The 20,538-nt window shown below is 63.2% G+C and carries 22 protein-coding genes, 4 tRNA genes and 3 pseudogenes; 6 read left to right on the forward strand and 23 right to left on the reverse strand.

The window, feature by feature from the left end; translation table 11 throughout:
* Window positions 1–77 precede the first annotated feature (77 nt).
* The 8 genes from WDS16_RS10395 to WDS16_RS10430 form a co-directional block, all read right to left on the reverse strand.
* Window positions 78–1,103, reverse strand: a complete 1,026-nt coding sequence (locus WDS16_RS10395; protein ID WP_338892533.1) for an NUDIX hydrolase — start codon at window positions 1,101–1,103, stop codon at window positions 78–80.
* A complete protein-coding gene (locus tag WDS16_RS10400) occupies window positions 1,103–2,227 on the reverse strand; it encodes a glycosyltransferase family 4 protein (protein WP_338892535.1) in 1,125 nt (374 codons plus the stop codon). Before WDS16_RS10400 ends, WDS16_RS10395 begins: the two co-directional genes overlap by 1 nt.
* Window positions 2,224–3,129, reverse strand: coding sequence for a phosphatidylinositol mannoside acyltransferase (locus WDS16_RS10405; protein ID WP_338892537.1), 906 nt, complete (start codon window positions 3,127–3,129; stop codon window positions 2,224–2,226). The genes WDS16_RS10400 and WDS16_RS10405 overlap by 4 nt, the downstream gene beginning before the upstream one ends.
* Window positions 3,126–3,812, reverse strand: a complete 687-nt coding sequence (gene pgsA / locus WDS16_RS10410; RefSeq protein WP_338892539.1) for a phosphatidylinositol phosphate synthase — start codon at window positions 3,810–3,812, stop codon at window positions 3,126–3,128. The genes WDS16_RS10405 and pgsA overlap by 4 nt, the downstream gene beginning before the upstream one ends.
* 43 nt (window positions 3,813–3,855) lie before the next feature.
* Complete coding sequence (locus WDS16_RS10415; protein WP_338892541.1) at window positions 3,856–4,398, reverse strand: HIT domain-containing protein; 543 nt, start codon at window positions 4,396–4,398, stop codon at window positions 3,856–3,858.
* Between the two features lie 7 nt (window positions 4,399–4,405).
* A complete protein-coding gene (thrS, locus tag WDS16_RS10420; protein WP_338893331.1) occupies window positions 4,406–6,454 on the reverse strand; it encodes a threonine--tRNA ligase in 2,049 nt (682 codons plus the stop codon).
* A 102-nt stretch (window positions 6,455–6,556) separates the two neighbouring features.
* Complete coding sequence (locus WDS16_RS10425) at window positions 6,557–6,949, reverse strand: TIGR02611 family protein (RefSeq protein ID WP_338893332.1); 393 nt, start codon at window positions 6,947–6,949, stop codon at window positions 6,557–6,559.
* A gap of 140 nt (window positions 6,950–7,089) precedes the next feature.
* A tRNA-Val gene (locus WDS16_RS10430) sits at window positions 7,090–7,161 on the reverse strand.
* A gap of 209 nt (window positions 7,162–7,370) precedes the next feature.
* Here WDS16_RS10430 and WDS16_RS10435 point away from each other — a divergent pair.
* The 3 genes from WDS16_RS10435 to WDS16_RS10445 all read left to right on the forward strand — a co-directional run bounded on the left by WDS16_RS10435 (window position 7,371) and on the right by WDS16_RS10445 (window position 7,679).
* A tRNA-Gly gene (locus WDS16_RS10435) sits at window positions 7,371–7,442 on the forward strand.
* 35 nt (window positions 7,443–7,477) lie between these two features.
* Window positions 7,478–7,548, forward strand: a tRNA-Cys gene (locus WDS16_RS10440).
* Window positions 7,549–7,604: 56 nt separating this feature from the next.
* Window positions 7,605–7,679, forward strand: a tRNA-Val gene (locus WDS16_RS10445).
* Between the two features lie 66 nt (window positions 7,680–7,745).
* On the opposite strand, the gene WDS16_RS10450 is transcribed toward WDS16_RS10445, so the two are convergent.
* The 8 genes and pseudogenes from WDS16_RS10450 to WDS16_RS10485 form a co-directional block, all read right to left on the reverse strand.
* Window positions 7,746–8,063 carry a hypothetical protein gene (locus tag WDS16_RS10450; protein WP_338892543.1) on the reverse strand — a complete coding sequence of 106 codons (318 nt, stop codon included), beginning with the start codon at window positions 8,061–8,063 and terminating at the stop codon, window positions 7,746–7,748.
* Window positions 8,063–8,383, reverse strand: coding sequence for a hypothetical protein (locus WDS16_RS10455; protein WP_338892545.1), 321 nt, complete (start codon window positions 8,381–8,383; stop codon window positions 8,063–8,065). Before WDS16_RS10455 ends, WDS16_RS10450 begins: the two co-directional genes overlap by 1 nt.
* A 79-nt stretch (window positions 8,384–8,462) precedes the next feature.
* A complete protein-coding gene (locus tag WDS16_RS10460; RefSeq protein ID WP_338892547.1) occupies window positions 8,463–9,293 on the reverse strand; it encodes a phage major capsid protein in 831 nt (276 codons plus the stop codon).
* Window positions 9,294–9,427: 134 nt separating this feature from the next.
* Window positions 9,428–9,586: a hypothetical protein gene (locus WDS16_RS10465; protein ID WP_338892549.1), complete on the reverse strand. Its 159-nt coding sequence runs from the start codon at window positions 9,584–9,586 to the stop codon at window positions 9,428–9,430.
* Between the two features lie 44 nt (window positions 9,587–9,630).
* Window positions 9,631–9,768 (reverse strand): hypothetical protein, encoded by a 138-nt coding sequence (locus tag WDS16_RS10470; protein ID WP_338892551.1) that lies wholly within the window; start codon window positions 9,766–9,768, stop codon window positions 9,631–9,633.
* Between the two features lie 2 nt (window positions 9,769–9,770).
* Window positions 9,771–10,241: a hypothetical protein gene (locus WDS16_RS10475; RefSeq protein ID WP_338892553.1), complete on the reverse strand. Its 471-nt coding sequence runs from the start codon at window positions 10,239–10,241 to the stop codon at window positions 9,771–9,773.
* Window positions 10,238–11,560 carry a phage portal protein gene (locus WDS16_RS10480; protein WP_338892555.1) on the reverse strand — a complete coding sequence of 441 codons (1,323 nt, stop codon included), beginning with the start codon at window positions 11,558–11,560 and terminating at the stop codon, window positions 10,238–10,240. The genes WDS16_RS10475 and WDS16_RS10480 overlap by 4 nt, the downstream gene beginning before the upstream one ends.
* A 13-nt stretch (window positions 11,561–11,573) precedes the next feature.
* A pseudogene (locus WDS16_RS10485) lies at window positions 11,574–12,137 on the reverse strand (terminase); the annotation flags it as partial.
* A 52-nt stretch (window positions 12,138–12,189) separates the two neighbouring features.
* Between WDS16_RS10485 and WDS16_RS10490 the strand changes: the two are divergent.
* Window positions 12,190–13,117: pseudogene (locus WDS16_RS10490) on the forward strand (IS5 family transposase).
* A 14-nt stretch (window positions 13,118–13,131) separates the two neighbouring features.
* Here the strand turns inward: WDS16_RS10490 and WDS16_RS10495 are convergent.
* The 7 genes and pseudogenes from WDS16_RS10495 to WDS16_RS10520 all read right to left on the reverse strand — a co-directional run.
* Window positions 13,132–14,037: pseudogene (locus tag WDS16_RS10495) on the reverse strand (terminase large subunit domain-containing protein); the annotation flags it as partial.
* 428 nt (window positions 14,038–14,465) lie between these two features.
* On the reverse strand, window positions 14,466–14,744 hold the full coding sequence (locus tag WDS16_RS10500; protein WP_338892557.1) for a WhiB family transcriptional regulator: 279 nt from the start codon (window positions 14,742–14,744) through the stop codon (window positions 14,466–14,468).
* A gap of 287 nt (window positions 14,745–15,031) precedes the next feature.
* Window positions 15,032–16,459 (reverse strand): AAA family ATPase, encoded by a 1,428-nt coding sequence (locus WDS16_RS10505; RefSeq protein ID WP_338892559.1) that lies wholly within the window; start codon window positions 16,457–16,459, stop codon window positions 15,032–15,034.
* Window positions 16,456–16,851, reverse strand: coding sequence for a hypothetical protein (locus tag WDS16_RS10510; RefSeq protein WP_338892561.1), 396 nt, complete (start codon window positions 16,849–16,851; stop codon window positions 16,456–16,458). Before WDS16_RS10510 ends, WDS16_RS10505 begins: the two co-directional genes overlap by 4 nt.
* A 200-nt stretch (window positions 16,852–17,051) precedes the next feature.
* Window positions 17,052–17,252, reverse strand: coding sequence for a helix-turn-helix domain-containing protein (locus WDS16_RS28230; protein ID WP_422395776.1), 201 nt, complete (start codon window positions 17,250–17,252; stop codon window positions 17,052–17,054).
* A gap of 221 nt (window positions 17,253–17,473) precedes the next feature.
* Window positions 17,474–18,601 carry a site-specific integrase gene (locus tag WDS16_RS10515; protein ID WP_338892562.1) on the reverse strand — a complete coding sequence of 376 codons (1,128 nt, stop codon included), beginning with the start codon at window positions 18,599–18,601 and terminating at the stop codon, window positions 17,474–17,476.
* Window positions 18,602–18,825: 224 nt separating this feature from the next.
* Window positions 18,826–19,446, reverse strand: coding sequence for a YdeI/OmpD-associated family protein (locus tag WDS16_RS10520; RefSeq protein WP_338892565.1), 621 nt, complete (start codon window positions 19,444–19,446; stop codon window positions 18,826–18,828).
* A 165-nt stretch (window positions 19,447–19,611) separates the two neighbouring features.
* Between WDS16_RS10520 and WDS16_RS10525 the strand changes: the two genes are divergently transcribed.
* On the forward strand, window positions 19,612–19,836 hold the full coding sequence (locus tag WDS16_RS10525; protein ID WP_338892566.1) for a hypothetical protein: 225 nt from the start codon (window positions 19,612–19,614) through the stop codon (window positions 19,834–19,836).
* Complete coding sequence (locus tag WDS16_RS10530) at window positions 19,829–20,506, forward strand: alpha/beta fold hydrolase (RefSeq protein ID WP_338892568.1); 678 nt, start codon at window positions 19,829–19,831, stop codon at window positions 20,504–20,506. The genes WDS16_RS10525 and WDS16_RS10530 overlap by 8 nt, the downstream gene beginning before the upstream one ends.
* The last annotated feature ends 32 nt before the right edge of the window (window positions 20,507–20,538 follow it).

Here is a 20,538-nt window from a genome sequence, read left to right on the forward strand (position 1 = left end):
TGGCTCCTTTGGAGCGCGCTCGATGATAGGCCGAACTGGCGCTTGTTCCCATAGCCAGTCCGAGAGTGCTGGACCTTTCAGCGGATAGCGCGCACATCCGGCTCAACGCGACGAGCCAGCACGATGTTCACTTCGTCCAGCAACTCCGCGAGATCCTGCGGATACACGGTTTCTCCGGTCGAGGAGAGGGATCGGATGTCATCTTCCGTGCACCACCGATACCCAGTCACCGTTCGTCGTTCCAGATCGGTGAACCCCGCGTGCTCGGGTTCGAACTCCTGAGTGCGGTACGCGAAGAACAGTTCCTCGGACCGCAGCAACGTTCCGTTGAACGGAAAGGTCACCACCCGCCTCCATAGCGGGCCCTTCAGATCCGCCGCGGCCACCGTCAGTCCTGTTTCTTCGAGCACCTCCCGCACTGCCGCTTCGCGCAGATTCTCACCCGATTCCACGGCACCGCCGATAGTGAACCAGAAGTAGACATCGGGAACGGCGGGGTCGTGTCCGCGCAGCAACAGCACCCTGCCCCGCTCGTCGAGAAGGACGACACGCGAAGAGGTGCGCTGAACTGCGCGCCCCTCGTGTCCGAACGTCTCGGACGCCGAGCGCTCGGCGATCTCGAAGTAGGTGGGCAACTGCGCGGTTCCACCGAGGTGAAGCAGCCGCACGGGCGCCGTCGTCCGAAGCGCGAGGGTGTCACGTACCGCGTCGTTGTGGAATCGTCGCGCGATCAGCACACGCGCTTCCGCGTCGGCGAGCTCGGCGACGAGCCTGGGAGGTAGGTCGGCTGGGTCGAGCGCTGCCAACGCCACCGACACCGCGTTCTCCGCTACTTCACGATGTGCACGGTCGGCTCGCTCCGCTGTGTCCGCCAGCGCGGCGAGCCGTCGACTCTCCTCGAGACTGCTGCGTGTCGCGGCAGACACCGCACGGGCAACGACAGCGCGCCTGGCCAACGCCGAATCGAGAGACTGCCAGGCCAGATCCGATCGGACGTGCAACCGATCGAGTCGATTCGCCGTTGCATAGGCCCACAGACCGATCACCAGGACCAGAACGGCCACGACACCGACGACAAGAATGGTCAGAGCAGACAACGTCATCAGCTTGCAGCCCGCACTTTCTGGCCACCGATGGTCACGGTCTCGTAGACCCGCATGATCTGCTCGGCAACGACGGGCCAGTCGTAGTCCGTCACGGCGCTGGACGCCGCTGCAACGAGTCCTGCCCTCGTCTCCTCGGAGGACAGGAGCGAGTCGAGCGCGGCTGCCAATCCAGCGGAGTCACCGACAGGCACCAGCAATCCTGCAGCGCCGTCTCGAAGCACTCGACGGAACGCGTCGAGCTCGCTGGCGACCACTGCGGTTCCCGACGCCATCGCCTCCACCAGCACGATGCCGAAGCTTTCGCCGCCGAGGTTCGGCGCGCAGTACACGTCGGCGCTCCGCAATGCGGATGCCTTCTCCGCGTCGTCGACCTGCCCGAGGAACGTCAGGTGCGAAGCCAACGATCCGGCTTCCTTGCGTAACTTGTCCTCGTCGCCTCGGCCGACCACGAGAATTTCGATGTCCGGGTGGCGGCCGACCAGCTCAGGCAGAGCCGACAACAGCACCGCCATGCCCTTTCGTGGCTCGTCGAAGCGGCCGAGGAACAGTACGGTCCCCCCTGCCCTCGGGTAACCGGGAAGCATCGGCGCGCGGGCAAATGCCTGCACGTCCACGCCATTGGGAATCTCGACGGCGTCGCTGCCCAGAGCCTCGACCTGCCATCGTCGCGCCAACTCCGACACGGCGATGCGACCACTGATCTTCTCGTGATAGGGCCGCAGGACACCTTGAAACGTGCTGAGCACCAACGACTTCGTGGTGGACGTATGGAAGGTCGCCACAATTGGACCCTCGGCGGCCTTCAGCGCAAGCATCGACAGGCTCGGCGCGTTCGGTTCGTGGATATGCAGGACGTCGAAGTCGTTCTCGGCGATCCACTTTCGGATCCTCGAGTAGGTGATCGGCCCGAATCGCAATCGAGCAACCGATCCGTTGTACGGAATTGCCAACGCCTCACCGGCGGACACGACGAAGTCGGGCAGCACCGTCTCGTCGGACGCAGGAGCGAGAACGCTGACGCGGTGGCCGCGCTCGATGAACACCTCGGCCAATTGCTCGACGTGCGCCTGCACTCCGCCGGGCACGTCGAACGAATAGGGGCACACCATCCCGATCTTCACGAGTTCTCGATCCTCGCGCGCCGCGCATCGGACAGGTCTGCAAGCCACAGAGGCTGCAGCATGTGCCAGTCCTCGGGATGAGCGGCGATGTTGGACGCGAACCGATCCGCCAACTCCTGCGTCGCCTTCTGCACTCCCCCGTCGACGTCGATACGCGGTGAGATCGTGAATCCCCATCCATCGCCGTCGAAGTAGCAGTGCACCGCAAGAAGATGTGCGCCGGTGTCGATCGCGAGTTTTGCCGGACCAGCTGCCATCCGTGTTTCCTCGCCGAAGAACGTCACCGGCACACCGTGCTTCGCCAGATCCCGCTCGCTGAGAAGACAGACGATCTTGTTCTCACGTAGACGATCCGACAACGCCGCGAACGGCGGGACCTCGCCTCCGCTGAGAGGAAAGATCTCGAAACCGAGACTTTCTCGGTAGTCGACGAACCGTTGATAGAGCGACTCCGGCTTCAACCGCTCGGCCACCGTCGCGAGTCGTCCGTAGTACCGAACGAGCCACATACCCGCCATATCCCAGTTGCCGCTGTGCGGAAGCGCCAGAACAGCGCCGACGCCCTCGGCAATGGCGGCGTCGAGATGCTCGCGACCGTGTACGCACTTGTCGATAACCGCAGCCTGCGCGTCCAAATTCATGGACGGAAGACGAAAAGCTTCGCGCCAATATCTCGCGTACGAGCGGACGCTGGACCGAATGAGCTCGTCCGGCACACTGTCCGCAGGTACACCGAGTACGCGAGCGAGGTTGCGACGCAACTGCTGCGGTCCACCGCCGCGGGCCGCTGCGAAGTCTGCACCCCTGTCGAAGAGCGTGCGGGCCATGCCGTCGGGCAAACCGCGAACGACGCGCCACCCTGCGGCATAACCGACATCGCTGGCCCGTTCGGCGAACGTCACGACGGCTCGGGTTCGTCGCTCGGCGGCGGCGGCGTCGTCGTCGACTTGACGATGATGTCGCGGGCACCCTCGGAGCTGCGCACCGCAAGCACGCGCTGAAACACCGTCACGATGCTCAGAGCCGCAAGTACCCACATTGCCGGGTAGATCACGCTGTCGAGCCACGGAATGTCGTAGTGCCGTCCGATGCCAGTGAGGCCTGCACCGACCAAGACGAATACCAGACGATCGGCGCGCTCGATCCATCCGCCGTCTGCGGACAGCCCGCTGGCTTCTGCTCGTGCCTTGGCATAGGAGATGACCTGCGAGGTGATGAGACAGATGATGGTTGCGATCAACAGCAGCTTGTTCTGCTCGCTGTAGACGGCCCACCACGCAAGACCAGCGAAGATTGCACCGTCTGCGACGCGGTCACATGTCGCATCGAGTACGGCGCCGTACTTGGTGCCACCTCCGCGCGCCCTCGCCATGGCACCGTCGAGCATGTCGAAGAGGACGAATACTGTAATGACGACAGATCCCCACCACAGGTAACCCGCGGGATACATCGTCACCGCAGCACCGACGGTGACAACGGTGCCGATGAGGGTCACCGAGTTGGGCGTCAGACCGGTGCTGTTGAGTGCCCGGCCGAGCGGCGCAGTCACTTTCGATACCGGAGCGCGCCCGAAGAAGCTCAGCACCGCGAACCCTCCTTTCGAGTTCTGTTGTTCACTCCGAAGCGGATCATTCGGCCCAGGCCGCGGCCAGCAGCGCGCGCGTGTCGCGGAGCAACTGTGGCATGACTTTGGCGCCACCTACGACGGTGATGAAGTTCGCGTCGCCACCCCACCGCGGCACGATGTGTTGGTGCAGATGCTCGGCGAGGGAACCACCCGCAGCGGCCCCCAGGTTGAGCCCGACGTTGAAACCGTGCGGATTGGACACACTCTTGATGGTTCGAATCGCGTGCTGGGTGAACGACATCAGCTCCGCGCTCTCGGCGGGCGTGAGATCTTCGAGGGCGGCGACCCGGCGGTAGGGCACGATCATCATGTGCCCCGGGTTGTAGGGGTACAGGTTGAGTACCGCATACACCTGCTCGCCGCGCGCCACGACCAGTCCGTCCTCGTCGCTCATGTGCGGAATATCCGAGAACGGTTCGCTGGACTTGTTCTTCGCGCCCGGCGCTTCCGCGATGTAGGACATTCGGTGCGGTGTCCACAGTCGCTGGAGCCGGTCGGGATCACCGAAGCCGGTGTCGACGATCGAACCGTCCTGTTCGGGCATGGTCAGCTCACTCCTGATCTTCACTGAAGAGCGCGGCAGTGGGAGATGCGTTGTTGCGGGCGGAGATCCAATCGGCGACGAGGTTCACGGCGCGCGCCGTCGGGACTCCGTTGACCTGGCTGCCGTCACGGAAACGGAAGCTGACGGCCCCGGCTTCGACGTCCCGTTCACCGGCGAGCAGCATGAACGGGACTTTCTGCGCTGTCTGGTTGAAGATCTTCTTCTGCATCCGGTCGTCACTGGCATCGACCTCGGCTCTGATGCCACGCTTCTTCAGCTCTTTCACCACCACGGACAAATGGTCCTGGTGGACCTCGGCGACGGGGATGCCGACCACCTGCACGGGTGCGAGCCAGGCGGGGAAGGCACCGGCGTAGTGCTCGGTCAGCACTCCGAAGAATCGTTCGATGGAACCGAACAGCGCACGGTGGATCATCACCGGGCGTTCCTTCGTCCCGCCCGATGCGGTGTATTCGAGCTCGAAGCGCTCGGGAAGGTTGAAGTCGAGCTGGATGGTCGACATCTGCCAGGTCCGGCCGAGAGCGTCCTTCGCCTGAACAGAGATCTTGGGGCCGTAGAACGCAGCGCCGCCGGGGTCGGGCACGAGGTCGAGGCCCGACGCGGCCGCCACCTCGGCAAGGGTGTTCGTGGCCTCTTCCCAGACCTCGTCGCTGCCGACGGACTTGTCCGGGTTTCTGGTGGAGAGCTCGAGATAGAAGTCGTCGAGACCATAGTCCTTCAGCAGACCGAGAACGAATTCGAGGGTGCTGGTGAGCTCGCCGCGCATCTGCTCGCGGGTGCAGAAGATGTGCGCATCGTCCTGGGTCATACCGCGCACGCGGGTCAAACCATGGATGACGCCGGACTTCTCGTAGCGGTAGACCGAACCGAACTCGAAGAGGCGTAGCGGCAATTCACGGTACGAGCGCCCGCGGGAACGGAAGATCAGGTTGTGCATCGGGCAGTTCATCGGCTTGAGGTAGTAATCCTGGCCGGGCTTGCGCACATCGCCGTTCTCGTCGAGTTCGGCGTCCAGGTGCATCGCCGGGAACATGCCGTCGCGGTACCAGTCGAGGTGACCCGAGACCTCGTAGAGATGACCCTTGGTGATGTGCGGGGTGTTGACGAACTCGTAGCCCTCTTCGATGTGCCGCTGGCGGGAGTAGTTCTCGAGCTCGTTGCGGATCACGCCACCCTTCGGATGGAACACCGGAAGTCCGGAGCCCAATTCGTCGGGAAAGCTGAACAGGTCCAGTTCGGAACCGAGCTTGCGATGATCGCGACGCTCCGCCTCGGCCAGCAGTTCGAGATGCGCATCGAGTGCCTCGGCCGACTCCCACGCGGTTCCGTAAATGCGCTGCAGATCGGCGTTGTCCTGGTTTCCGCGCCAGTACGCCGCGGAACTACGAGTCAACTTGAACGCAGGTACGTACTTCGTGGTCGGGATGTGCGGGCCTCGACACAGGTCACCCCAGATCCGTTCTCCGGTCCGGGGGTTCAGGTTGTCGTATGCGGTCAGCTCGCCGCCACCGACTTCCATGATCTCGGGATCGTCGATGCCGGACTTGTCGTTGACCAGCTCCAACTTGTACGGCTCGTTCGCGAGTTCTTCGCGTGCTTCCTCGATCGACGAGTAGACCCGCCGAGAGAATCGCTGTCCCGCCTTCACGATCTGCTTCATCTTCTTCTCGAGGGCGGTCAGATCCTCGGGAGTGAACGGCTGCTCGACATCGAAATCGTAGTAGAAGCCGTCCTTGATGAAGGGGCCGATGCCGAGCTTGGCGCTCGGAAAGAGCTCTTGAACGGCCTGAGCCAGAACGTGCGCGGCTGAATGCCTGATGACACTTCGTCCGTCTTCGGTGTTCGCTGCGACCGGTTCGACCTCGGCGTCCGACTCTGGCGCCCACGAGAGGTCACGAAGCTTGCCGTCCACGTCGCGGACCACGACGATCGCGTCGGGACCCTTGTTCGGGAGCCCCGTGTCTCGAAGCGCCGTTCCGGCGGTCGTTCCTGCCGGCACCATGATGCGGGCGAGCGAGACGGCGGTTACGGGCATGGTCACGGCGATGTACTCCTCGATTGTCCTGACGCGGTCGGAAGACCGATGACAGCCTATCGGCTGTCGGCCACTCACTCGCCGTCACACCGCACAGCGCGATCAGAGCGGACTGGCCAGCCAGGTCCAGTCCAGACCGAACCATCCGCCCACGAGCGAGAAGGTACCCAGCAGCCACAGCGTCGCCAGCACGATGAGCATCGTCAGCAGTGAGCTTGCCGCTTTGACGACGATCGACTGGCGAGAAAACCACGCCATGAAGCGGTCGTATCGCGCGCGAGCGAACTTCAGAAGCCGATGTGCCCAGGTGAACTCGGAGGCCAGAATGCCGAGACCTGCGAAGACGATCAACCAACCCGGACCCGGGTACGGAATGGCCAAGATGCCGAGGCCCAGAACGATCAGTCCGACGACCGCCACCGTGATCCGGTATGCAAGCTCGAGCGTGGGATTTGCGGAGATCTTCGCGCGAAGCCGACGCCGCCGATCGCCCATGCGGTCGAAGACACCGTCCTCGTCCGTGCTGTCGCGATTCTTCTCGTCAGCGCGAGCCTCGTCAGTAGTCACTGCACCAGGCTACCGGCGGTTCAACGAAAGAAGCCCCATGCCCGGGGGCATGAGGCTTCTTATCTCTGTGGTCCCGGCTGGGATCGAACCAGCGACCTTCCGCGTGTGAAGCGGACGCTCTTCCACTGAGCCACGGGACCGGACGAGGCAAAACATTAACATGCGGCCCTCGATGATCTCGAATCGCCCCATCTGCCCCTTCCGAGTCCCACCGACACACCGAAACTCGGGTCGAACGCGGGCCACTGCCGACAAAAAGCACGCCTGACCACCTGATTTGTGAGTTCGCGAGAAGTTAGTCTAATGTTTTCACCGCACCACGGAGACAGCGAATGTCACCGAGGCGCATGCGGATGTGGCGCAGTGGTAGCGCATCACCTTGCCAAGGTGAGGGTCGCGGGTTCGAATCCCGTCATCCGCTCGAGGACCAGGGCAGCCAAGGAACCATAGGCCCATGGTGGAGTGGCCGAGTGGTGAGGCAACGGCCTGCAAAGCCGTGCACACGGGTTCGATTCCCGTCTCCACCTCGTTTGTGAAGTTAGTGTTGACGTTTCGAGGCTCCCGGCCTTCGATTCGAGTACTTGCGCGATTAGCTCAGCGGGAGAGCGCTTCCCTGACACGGAAGAGGTCACTGGTTCAATCCCAGTATCGCGCACCACGGAAATACCAGGTCAGGCCCCCTTTCGAGGGGGCCTTTTCTGTGTCGTGAACTAGTCGTGAACTGCTACCCCGTGCCGGTACGCATGACTACCTCGTAGTGGTGGACGCGGCCACCGATCCGGTAGGCCATGACCTTCCCCTGAAATGTGTAGACGAGGCCGCGCCAGGTTGCCTGCGTCACGGTTTCGATCCGCTTGTCGGCAACGAGTAGCCGGTACTCCACCGACGTCATCATGCGGCCACGTGCGGCCTGTTCGTCACCGGAAATCGGGATCACTTCGGCGCGGACCGGAAGATTCTGGGCCGGGATCGGATCGTCGTTCTCGTCCATCCCGCCTCCGATCTTCAGCGTGACGGTGTCCCGAAGCAGTAGGCGCGGCATCACGTCGCCCGTTTCCGGTATCGGTTCAGTACCGACAGTTCGGCCAGGGTGAAACCCTGGAACGCATCGTTGAACGTGACGACGCCCGTCGAGTAGCGAAGACCTTCCGGGTTGGCCAGCATCCGGGCGGCGACCATCAGGGTGACCGCGTCGATTCCCGGTTTCGTCGCCGTGGACGGCTTCCTGATGTGGGCGCCCCGGCAATATGCATCGATCATCGCCGTGGCCAGGGTGACGGCCTGGGCCGCCTGGGCCATCAGATCGGTGTCGGTCGTCGGTTGTCCCAACCACTTGACCAGTTCCGTGTTCGTTACTGCCATGGGTGTCCCCTCCTGATGGGAACCGCCCCGGACCGGCACCATGCAGGAGGTAGGGCCAATCCGGGGCGGAGTCGGTGAATTACGCGGCAGTCAGAACGACGACGCCTTCGGCATGCAACAGACCCAGATCGAAACGAGCGACCACGCGAATGGCCGTTTCGTCGGTCGCGGCGTACAGCTCCGGCAGGAGGGTCACCGACGGGGCCAGGTCACGAGCGACAGCAACCTGATTGATGTCGAGTAGAACGGCCTTACCGGGTGCCAGCTTGTTGGTCGGCGTCACGGTGATACCGAACAGCTTGTAGGTCGCTTCGCTCGTCAGATCCGATTCCAGCAGGTATCGACCCTGGGAATCCTTCGCCTTACGGAGCGTGATGAAGTCCTGACTGTTGATGAACCAACGGTTAGGCGTCACTTCCTGGGCGTGGGCCTTGGCAATCGCGTCCAGGTAGCTGTCCGGGTCTGCGGCCTGAAGCACGCCGGTCTGGACGCCAGGCTGATTGATGATTCCCCGGATCGTCTTCGTCGCCCCGGTGCCGGACAACAGCGCGGTATCCAGGGCGTTGGACACGTCGGTGACCAGCCGCGTCTTCAGGACCGCGTCGAGACCGATCACGGACTGACGGATCAGCTCGTTCGTGAACCGGACGATCACCTTCAGCGACTTCAGGTCCGACGGCAGCAGTTTGACCTCATCGAACGAGACGTCGCCTTCCGGGATCGCCGCGCCCTCGGCAACGAACCCGACGGCCGCACCGGAGGTCAGGCGCGGGATTCGGAGCGGGCTGGACGTGTCGAAGATTTTCGGCCCGGCCGCCAGCACTACGGACTGCTTTTCGAGCGGCTGAACGAGAAGGCTTGCGACCTGTTCCTGAAGAAGGGTCGGGTTTGCGGTGGTTGTTTCGACCATGACGGCGCTCCAATGACGAAGTGAATGAACAGAATTCACGCGATCGGAGCGCCTGGCTCACTTGCGATACAGCAGAAACGGCACCGGGCCTGATCCCACTATATGGGAATCAGGCCCGGTTCGGGGATATTGCGTCAGTTGTCGATTTTGAACGGGGGCGCGCTGATGAGTAGCGAATAGGCCTCGGCCCACTCTTTATCCTGCGACGCCACGCCGCCGTTCTCGATCCGGTCCAGGACCGATTTGACCGCCGTTTCCCACTTTTGCCTTGCGGTCTGTGCGCTCTCGCTCATTGCCGTTCCCTTCGAGTTGACCCGGCACGCAATTTGGTTGTGGCCTAGAACTTTGCCGTCATCGGATCGAAGTCGGGATGGTGGACGTCGTCCGCGTAGCTACGACCGCACTCCGCGCACTTGCTGACCACGAGCCGGTCAGATGCGAAGTCGTGTTTCGCTGATTCCGATGTTTCGGGCATTTCTAGACCCTTCCCTGAAGCATGCCGAGCAGGTTGACCTCCGCGGGTGCGGAGGTACGCCCACCCTGCCCTACGTCCCCGGCAAATTTCCGCGCTTTCAGGTGCGGCTTCGCTTCGACCACCGCGGCGATGGCGGCCTGTAGCGCCTCCGGGTCGTCCAAATGGGCAGGGTCGAACGGCAAGTCCGACGCGTCGGCCAGTCCCCCGTTCTTCTCCACAAGCACACGGTGCAGTTGTTCCTGGACGGTACGGAGCTGTGTCCGATATCCGGCGGACTCACCGCGTAGTTCTTCGACGTACGAGCGCGGGAACGTATCCCCGTCCGGTGCGGGGTCGGTCGGTGCCGGATCAGTCGGTACGGGATCGGCGGGTACGGGATCGGTCGGTGTCGGATCCGTGGGTACCGGGTCCGTCGGCGTTGCCGGGTCGGTTGCCGGATCCTCGTCCGGCTTCTTCGGTGTCGGTGCGGTCATGCTGCGTTCCCTCCTGCGATAGCTACCGGAGTCGGTCCGGCTTCCGGGTTTTCGATTCCGAGCGATTCACGAGCCTCCGCCGTGGTGATGATCCCGGCGGCGTGCAGCTTCACCGTGGCGTCGGCTTCCTGGGCCTTCGACCTCGTGGCCGGGTCGGCCCACCGAACACGCACGTTGTAGTCGGCCACTTCCCCGCTGTTCTCCACGGCCAGGATCAGACGGCCCACCTGTTCCCAGGCCCTACCGAACGGTCCCTGTTTCGACTCCGCCCGTGCCGTCAGTGCGGCCTCGGCGGCGCGGATCCCGTCGGCACTGGCCGGGTTGGCACCGAAGACGCCGACGTAGTGGGCAGGCAGACCCGACACGGCCATAGCCTGTTGCAACAAAATGTTCACCGCGGTCTCGTAGCCGGTCAGGTCAGCGCCGGGCAGTTGGCCGAACTTGCCGCCTTCGGCCTCGTTCACCATCATCCGGTCGGTCTCCGAAATCGGGTTCACCGCTTCCATGACCTGTTCCCCGTCTTCGAGAACCGGCGTTCCGTCGTCGTTCACGGCTGGCCGTTCTTCCAGTTCCAGACCCGTTGCCCATCGCCGGGGCCGCGCTCCGTACTCCGATCCGGTCAGCATGTCGGCGGTGATCTTGTTCAGCGCGTCCACGATCGGGATCAGATCGGTAATCTCCGACGCCCCGTTCGTGTCCAGCACACGGTCCGAGTTCGTCAGTGGCACAACGGGAACCGCCAGCAACGGGTTGTCGATCGTCTCGTCCACCGTCGCCGCCGTGATCGCTGAACCGTCGCCGGTAAGTCGTTCGATCCGGTCGGGTCGATAGCAGACCCACTTCGTCTGTTTCGCAGTTCCATCCGGGGCCAGGACGGACCACCGTTTGATAGCGGCCAGGACTTCACCGCTTCCAGCGTCGCGATACACGGCCACCTGATGGCCCGATTCGATTGTCACAACGGCGCGCTTGTTCCGTCCCCATACGATCGCCGAAGCCTCACCGAGCGCCAGGGCTTCGCGGTGGGCCGTCGGGGCGTGTTGGTCCAGATCGTTCCGCAGCCACGCCTTCCACAGATCCGCGGACCGGACTCCGTCCACGTCGAACCCAGTCAGCCGCAGCCGCTCCGCAATGGACGTCACGGCTAGGCGTGGAAGGTTCACCGCAAGCCGATCGAACCGTTGCCCTAGTGCCTTCTTCGCTTCGGGACTGAGAAACGCCAACGCCTGTTCGCCGCGGTAGTACTGCTCCAAGAGGTGCATCCGGGCCGCGCGCACGTCCAGCGCCCGGTCCAGTTCCAGGTAACTCGGTTCTGTCATCGGTTCTTCCTTCCTATGCCGCGAACGATCGAACGCGACGTTTCGTCTTCTTACGAGTGGCGCGCCAGGTAGCGCGAGAATGTGCCATCACCAAACATGCAGCTAGGTCGATCTTCCGGGCGTTGCGACGACGTGAGGCTTTGGCCAAGCGCATTCCGCGCCCGTCTTCCACGATCACGGCCGCCGCGATGTGCGCGGACAGTCGCGGGTCGCCGCTGTGAGTCATGGCCGAAGACGTTGCGGCACTGTACAAGTCCCCCGTTGCCGCAGTCAGCCGCGACGGACTGTGCGGAAACTCCACCACTGGCAACCCTTCGGCTTCCAACGCCTGAAGGGTCCGGGTCCACCGGAACGGGTCAGCGATGATTTCCACGACCCGCCACCGCTTGCAGGAATCACGAACCAACTGTTCGACCTCGGCAACCGGGATCCGATACGACTCGTCCCCTGTCGGGCGTTCCCACACACCGACGACGTCGAAGTGCGGCGTCGGCGAGACGGTACCCACGAGCAACGCCGTCGTGTCGTCGGAGAACGATCCGTCCAGCGACAGCACTACCTCCGCCCCGTCCGGCACACCTAGAGCGTGTCTCCCAAATTTGAGAGGTGCTGTCAGCGATGATATTTCGATGACGCGCGTGGGAGTGATCAGTGACGAGTTCTGGGAGATCGTCGAGCCAGTGATACCCACCGACGTGGGAAAACGTGGGCGGCGGTTCGCCGAGCACCGGCGAATTCTGGAGGGCATCGCATACCGATTCCGTACCGGGTGTCCGTGGCGAGATCTGCCGGAGGACTTCGGTCCGTGGCAGACGGTGTGGAAACGCCACCACCGATGGTCCTTCGATGGCACCTACGACGAGATGCTTGCCGCGGTGGCCGAGGTGTTCGGTCTCGACCCGGAAGAACTCGACGGCGATATCGGGGCGGTGCTCTCGATCGACTCGACCAGCGTCCGGGCGCATCAGCATGCGGCCGGTGCGCGAGCCGACACTCTCACAGGGGGCCTTGTCGAATTACAAGAAATCCGTCGACGAACCCGCTGACCACGCGTTGGGTCGATCTCGCGGAGGATTCACCACGAAGATCCATGCACTGACCGACCTGACGTGCTCGCCGGTGACGATGCTGCTGACCGGTGGGCAAGCCGGGGACAATCCACAGTTGGTGCCGTTGCTCGATGCCCACCGAGCTGCCGGTGGGGACCAGGACTACCGATTGCTCGCCGACAAGGCGTACACCCATCCCAGTACCCGCACCGAACTGCGTCGCCGCAAGATCAAACACACCATTCCCGAGCGCAGCGACCAGAAGCAGCGACGGGCCGACAAGGGGTCCGCCGGTGGTCGTCCACCGGGTTTCGATCCGACGATGTACAAGCACCGCAACACCGTCGAGCGTGGCTTCGGGCGGCTCAAACAGTGGCGTGGTGTGGCCACTCGATATGACAAGTACGCCATGACATTCCTCGGGGGCGTTGTCCTGTGCGCGGCAGTTCTGCACTCCCGCAACCACAACCACCGCCCGGCGATGAAAACGAAAACGGACCCAATTTAAGAGACACGCTCTAAGCCCGTGTCCAGCCCGTCCCACACGCCACGCGGCAGGAACGACCCGTCGGTCTCACTGGCGAACTGACACAGCCGGGCGCGGCGAAACGTCGCTTCCCGCGTCTTCGGTGGCAGCAGGGCCACCAATGCGTCTTCGTGGAGGTAGTCACCCAGGGCCGGGTTCGCCAGTTGCCAGCAGTGCCGACAATCGACCGGGTGATCGATGAACTCGTCGGCGGAGAATTCCCGCCAGACCAGGGTCGTATCGTCCGGGTGTTCGGCGGCGTACTGGCGAAGATCGGCCAGAACGTTGTCGTGTGGGTTCGGTCCCGGCGTTCCGATCACCACGAGCGAAGAACGTTCCCGCTTGCCCTGGGCCAACGTCAGAACCTCGTACGTATCCCGGCTGACGACGCCGCCTTCGTCCAAGATGGCCAGCGTGTAGTCCAGACCTTCCAATCGTTTGGGTTCCGCTGGTAGACAATGGAATTCAGCGTTGCGGCCGGGTATAACAAGGCGTTCTTTGAATACCTGGCACCGGCTGGCCAGGGCGTCGTCCAGTTCCACCATGCGCCGGGCAATCCCGAACACGATTCCAGCCTGCCGTTCGTCCACCGCGACCACGACGACGTTCGCGCCTTCCGGCCCCTGGAACAGCTCGTATAGGCCCAAAGCGGCCATGAGCGTGGACTTACCCTGTCCACGGGGAAGCATCCAGCCAGCGGTCCGTGGTTGCACCGGGGCGTCGAGCACGGACCCCACGAGGTCGACCTGCCAGGGCCGCAGTTTCATCGCCTTCAGCGCGCCGGTCCCCTTCGGCGTCTTGATGTACTTCGTTGCCCAGGCCGCGAACCGCTTCGCGCCCTTCGTCCGTGAGTTGAACGGCACGGGCGAGTCGTCTACCGCCGCCTTCGGTCCAGCTTTCACTTCGTCCTACCTCCTGGGCAGATCATCCCACAATGTGAGAGTCGTTAGCAGTGTGTAACGCCAACCGGGGCTAACCGTCGGAGTCGCCTAGCCCGTTGACCAGGGGCTATCCCCCTGGGTCCGGGCCGTGCCCTTACGGGCGTTGCAGGGCCTACAGAGCACGTCCACGTCACACAGACGGATCGCAAGACCGGCGTTGTGTCGACGCCACGCTTCTTCGCTGTGGTCGGTCGTAAGGTCCGTCGTCGCCCCGCACACCGAGCAGAACCGTTGCAGCGACCGCGCACGCTTCGACAACCGACGCCATGGCCCCGTGTAGCCCAGCGACTTCGTACTGGGCCGCTCACGTGCTGCGTCGGCCACACGAGCGCACACGTCGCAGCGGCCCTGCCCCTCGTGCGGTTCGCCGCATTCGGTACACGGCTTCTTCACGCCGACGCCTCCAACGGCCGCGGCGCTTTGTTCGTTGTGTGGCCGTACCGGGTTCCCGCGAACACTCCATAGACGAGTCGGCCGGGTAGCTCGTCCACGTACTCCCGGCACTGATCGATCACCGGGCAACCGGCACACACGGCCACCGCACGGTTCCAGCGTTCCTGCACGTGCTTGCGTAGCTCGTCTTCGCCCGGTGGGTCGAACAGTTGCCATTGCCCTACGCAAGCAGCACGTGAAGGATCAGGTATCCGGGGCGAGGTTGGTTCGGTCATCGATCTGTCTCCGTTCGATAGGTTCTTCTTCTTTAATTCCTGTGGTCCCCGTTAGCTGACCCAATCGCCCCGGTCCTACGGCCCGGGGGCAACTGGGTCAACTGCCTAACCTGTTGTCCCGGCTGTTGACCCACCGCCTGGGTCAACTGGGTCGTTTACCTCATCGGCCCAGGTCACAGCGATTTCTGTTGACCCAGACCGCTGGGTCGACAGAACGATTTCTGTTGACCCACGGGACTGCCCGAAACGGGGGGCGCGTGGGTCAACAGAACCGGGCGAAACGGACATCACTTCGGGGCCTCAGGAACGTCGCCGAACGGCTCGTCGGCGGTCAGCGGACGAGGCCCCGGATACATGAGCTTCGCCCGTTTCGGACCCGGTATCGCGTGGATCCGTCCCGTGTTTTCGAGCCGGGCCAGGGCGACCTCGGCGTCACGTCGACCGATCGATCCCGGCGCAGCTTCGCCTCGTGAGTACTCCCGTTTCGGCAGTCCGGGCTGATTCATCACCGCAGTGAGTACCGCCAGATCCGCCGCGGCCTCCGTATCGCTGTCGTCGTCTTCGAACGGGTCGCCCTCGACCACCACGAGGCTGTCGGCCGACGGTTCCATGCGGAGCGGCAGCGGGTCGCCCTCCGCGTCATCCTTCGACTTCGTCGTTTCCAGGGCCACGGCCAAACCCTTCGGGTTCCGGCGGTCCAGGAAGAACGAGGCGTCCGCCGCGGCGAACAGTGCGGAGGATCCGCGGCCCGTCTTGTCTCCGGCCTTGGTGGCGTGGTGGACGAGCAGGACCGACGCCCCGGTCTCGTTTACCAGCCGGGTCAGGTTGACGATCACGATCGCCATTTCGGCGGCGCTGTTCTCGTCGTGACCGGCGGCGTACCGGTTCAGCGTGTCGACCACGATCAGCTTCGGTCTCAGTTCGATCGCGCGATCCAGGAACCGTTGGAACGGGATCGATTCTTCGACGCCAAGATCGAACGTCTCCGTGAACAGCGTCAGGGCCTCGGCGCGGACTCCGTGGTACGTCTCCCACGCCGCAACGCGTTTCTTCACACCTAGCGCGCCTTCACCGACCATGTACAGCACGCCGCCCTGGTCTACGTCCCTACTGAGCCAGGGCGTACCCGTGGCCACCGAGCAACTCCAGGACAGAGCCAGAAACGACTTGAACGACTTCGGCGCTGCGACGAGCAACGCGAGGGTCTGTTGGTACAGCATTCCTGGGACGAGCGGTACCGGGTCCGGCAGCAGGTCCAACTGATCCCGCACCAACCACGCGGCGTCGAACGTGGCCAGCATGTCCGCGTTCTTTTCCGCGTCGAGCTGCATCCGGCCCTGAACCTTGGCCAGCTCACGCGTGACGTATTTCTGGGTCTCCGCGTAGACACGGCTTTCTTCGGCGAAGTCATCGAACCCGTCTTTGACCGGATCGGCCGATCGGTGGAACGTGTCGATGGCGTGCTGTAGCGACCGCCAGGGACCGCCGTACGCCGTGTGCAGCCAGTGCGGCAGGTCGTCTGGTGTCTTCGCGGCGAGGAACTTCTTACCGATAACCAACCATGCTTCTTTCGACGCTTTCGCAAGATTCAGGAACGGCGGTACCTTGGAATCGTCACCGTCGTAGTATCGGAAGTTGTACGACTTCGCTTCTGCCTCATACTGTTCGAACAGTGTGTACATGATTTTCTCGGCGAAGTCCGGGTCGTCGGTCATGCTGCCACCACCTGCACGGCGGCGGAGACCATGCCGAAGCGGATCGTCCGAGCGGTGTTCCGGAACGCCACGTTCAGCGGAACGCCGCACGCGACGTCGTGTGCGGTCAACAGTTCACCGATCGGCAGGAGGGCCGCATGCAGTGCCGCCACGGCGTCCGGGTCCGCGTGGTCCCCGTGCGCCCGTGGGTATTCCATGGCGATGGCCTCGACAGCGTCGAAACCGGCGGCCAGGAACTTCTCCGACTTCCACCCTGGTAGCACGATTGTCTTCGATGGTGACGCTTTCGATTCGAAGATCGTATGTCCCAGGTCCATCGTCCACGGGGGCGTTTGCCTGGCTTCGATAAGCAATTCCCGCAAATCGGAAGCAATGGCGTATTCTGAACTCATAACGGATTCCCTTCGTTTTGCAAATCGCCCACAGGTCGCGCTGTGGGCGATTTGCGTTGCATGACGTTCTGAGATGGGATTCAGAAATTCACGGCGTCGCGCGAAGGTGGTAATGTCGCAGACGGCGTTAGTGCCGCCATGTAGTGGTTGGTAGCGACTACGCAAAGAATCCCCGGGTTCACAGCCGGGGATTTTTTGTGTCACGAGCGGACCGGGCGAAGGAATGCATCCAGGTCCACGGGGTCTATGCGAATTTCCCGGCCCAGTCGGACGGCGGGAATTTGGCCGGACGCGATGTACCTGCGAATTGTGCGCACGGAGCAACCCAGCTCTTGCGCGGCGCTGGCCTGGGTGATGAGTTCACGACGAACGCGAATCGGGCGGGGGCGAGTGGTTGACACGGTATCTCCGGTGGGTCAGAGGGACGAGGGCCATGGCGTTCCGTTGCATGTCGTGGCGTGTCGTTTCGTGACCGTGCATATATGTGATCTATAGCGTGTCGATAATTTCGGGGACGTCATCCCCGCCGTGAATCAATTAGTACACGGCGGATTAAATCCTGTCCATCCCTGTCCCGCCGACGTAATTCACGTTGACATAGACCGAGCGGATTATTAGTACCCTATTTTGGATTCACGAGCGCGGACAATGCCGCAGCTATTGCCTTGTCTCGACCTCCAGCGACGTGTTGATAACGCAACGCCGCGGCTGGCGTGGAATGGCCCAAACGTCCCATCAATTCCGCCAGTGACGCCCCGGTGGCCGCGGCGAGTACCGCGCCGGAATGTCGAAGATCATGGAACCGAAGATCGTCACGACCGGCCTTCGCCCGTGCCGTGTAGAACCGCCGGTACAACGTGGACGGCTGTAGGTGACCGCCGTTCACAGCTGGGAACAACAGCGCGTCTTTACCGGGTCCGACGTGATCCTTCAGGTGGGCCGCGATGACCGGTACGAGGTGTGGCGGTATTGCTACGTCACGCGATCCGGCTTCCGACTTCGGATCCCCGACGACAAACTGTCCGTCCACGCGGACGACGGCGCGGCGAATACGGACGACTTCGTCCTTCAGATCAACGTCCTTCCGCCGTAACTCCGTCAGCTCACCGAAGCGCATGGCGCACCACGAGGCGAGCAGGATCATCGTTCGGTACTGCTCCGGCATGGCTTCGGTCAGCGTGGCCAGTTCCGGCAATGTCGCCGGGCGGATCTTGTGGACACGCTTCGCCGATCCAGCTCCGCGAATGTGAGCCGGGTTGTTCGGGATCTTCCCGTCCGACGCCGCCGTGGCCAGGATCGTTCGAACGAGGCCGTAGGCGTGCGATCGCAGCGTCGGCGTGGCCATGTCCAGCTTCGCGTACCACGCGCGGATATCGTCCGGCGTGATCGACTTCAGCGGCAACGAACCCAGGCCCGGCAGGATCTGAACGTCCAGCAACTTCCTGTAGTGCTCGCGACTCCGCGGTTTCAGGTCGCGGTGTGCCAGCCATTCCTCTGCGTACTCGTGGAAGACGACGCGCTTCGCCCGGCCCGGCGCTGCGTCGGTGGGTTCGATCCACTTGCCGCGAATTATGTCCGCCTGTTGCAGCGACAGCCACCCGCGCGCGTCGACCTTGCTCGTGAACGTCGTCGGCGCCTTGTGCCGACGCCCGTCGTGCCAGTACAGCGCGCGGAATCTTCCGGAGGGAAGTTCCTGGACGGTGCCGAAGGTTCCGGCCTTCGCATCCTTGCGTCCGGTGCCGCGCGCCATGTCTGCCTCTTTTCGTGAACTCCTCGTGAACTCACTTGAGGCTACAGGGGTCCATTCGTGTCCGCTCGTGGCCCGCGATACTGAGTGCTATCTCCGCAGCTCAAACACCTATTTCAGCAGGTCCGTCGGCGTGTTCCCAGTGACGCACGTAGCTAGTTCAATCCCAGTATCGCGCACCATAGTCAGACCAAGTCAGGCCCCCTTTCGAGGGGGCCTTTCTTGTCTCAACCTTTGGCACGTCGGCCGTTGGCCGCTTCATCGACGATGTGGGCGATTCGCGCGGCCCGTGTTGCGTCTCGAGCGGCACTGACGATCCACCACAGCATCTGTTTGCGGGCGCTGGGCGGAAAACCGTCCCAGTTGCGTCGAGCGTGCGGGACCAGGTCCAGCGCTGCCTTCAATTCAGCCGGTTCCTCGAGGTCTTCGACTTGGTCGGAAATGGTCCACCAGCCGTTGCCTTTCGCGGCAGCAATAGCGTCGCGACCAGCGTCGGTCATGAGGGCACGCACCTCCATATCGGCCGCACGTTCGCGGTTGAGCCGGGTCCAAGAACTCTTGGATCTGCGCGGCGTGAACAGCTGCAAGTTGCGCTCTTCGTCGAGGATGGTGCTGGTGGAGTCGATCCAACCGAAGCAGATGGCTTCCTCGACGGCCTCCGGGTACGGGCAGCGAGGTCGACCGGTGTCGTTGCGCCACGAGCACAACCACACCCCGCGGACCGACGCATGGTTGCGGCTCAACCACGTGCGCCACTGTGTCCGCGTCTCGGCGTGGATTATCGGGTAGTCGAACTTCCATGTTGCGGGGTGGGCGGAGACCGATGACTGTGATTCCGAAGCGGTCATGTTTCCTCCAGGATCGTTGTGCACTCCCATCAGTTTGCCAACGATCTAGGACATCCCCCGTCCGCAATCCGTGATGAGCAGGAGACCACGCGAGGTGGGTGGTGATTCAGCTCATAAAAGTGCACTCTGGAGACGCAGCCCACTCGAATGGAAGGAAGCCCACCCATGGCGGACGACAGCCACGAGGGAAATGCCACCGAAGTACAGGTCGACGACGAGACTCGCCGGAAAGCGGAGGAACAGGTAGCCGGAATCGACAAGAAGTACGAACCGGGCGCACGACCGACCGTTACATTGCCCGGGACGAACGGAATGGTCTCCGGTACCGCGTTCGCAGACATGGTGGACGAAAACGGCGAGATGAAAGGCGACTCTTCAGCGGATGCCTGACTGCACACAGGAGGCCGCGTACATCGACGGAGGCGGCGTACGCGGCTTCCTTCACCTCCCGGACGGCGACCCTGTCGCATCACTCGCGCTCACCCACGGTGCCGGCAGTAACTGCACCGCAAAACTACTCGTCGATGTGGCGACAGCATGGTCAGCCCACGGAATCGCGGTACTGAGATTCGATCTGGCGTTCCGTCAGGCCAGAGAGTCCGGTCCCCCGCACCCGTCGAAAGCGCCCGGCGATCGAGACAGCGTCCGCGACGCAGTGACATATCTCCGTGACCGCGTGCCCGCACCCGTGTTGGTCGGCGGTCACTCCTACGGCGGTCGACAGGCCTCGATGGCGGTCGCGGAAGACAACGATCTCGCTGCAGGTTTATTACTGCTGTCGTATCCGCTTCATCCACCGGGCAAGCCCGGAAAGGCTCGCACCGCACATCTGCCCGATATCGAGATCCCGACACTGTCGGTCGCCGGCACCAAAGATCCTTTCGCGACACCGACCGAGCTACGCGAGGCGATAGGTCTCATCCCTGCCCAGACGAGCTTCGTCGAGGTCACTGGCGCGGGACATGACCTGTCGGCGCACAAACACCGGACCGCCGAGCGGTCGCTGGATGCAGCGGTCGCACTGTTCGGGATCGACGTGGACACTGCTACGACTCTGTAGTTCGGCACCGGTTTTCTGCCCGCAACAGATCA

The organism is Rhodococcus sovatensis (genome assembly GCF_037327425.1).
Taxonomy (GTDB): domain Bacteria; phylum Actinomycetota; class Actinomycetes; order Mycobacteriales; family Mycobacteriaceae; genus Rhodococcoides; species Rhodococcoides sovatense.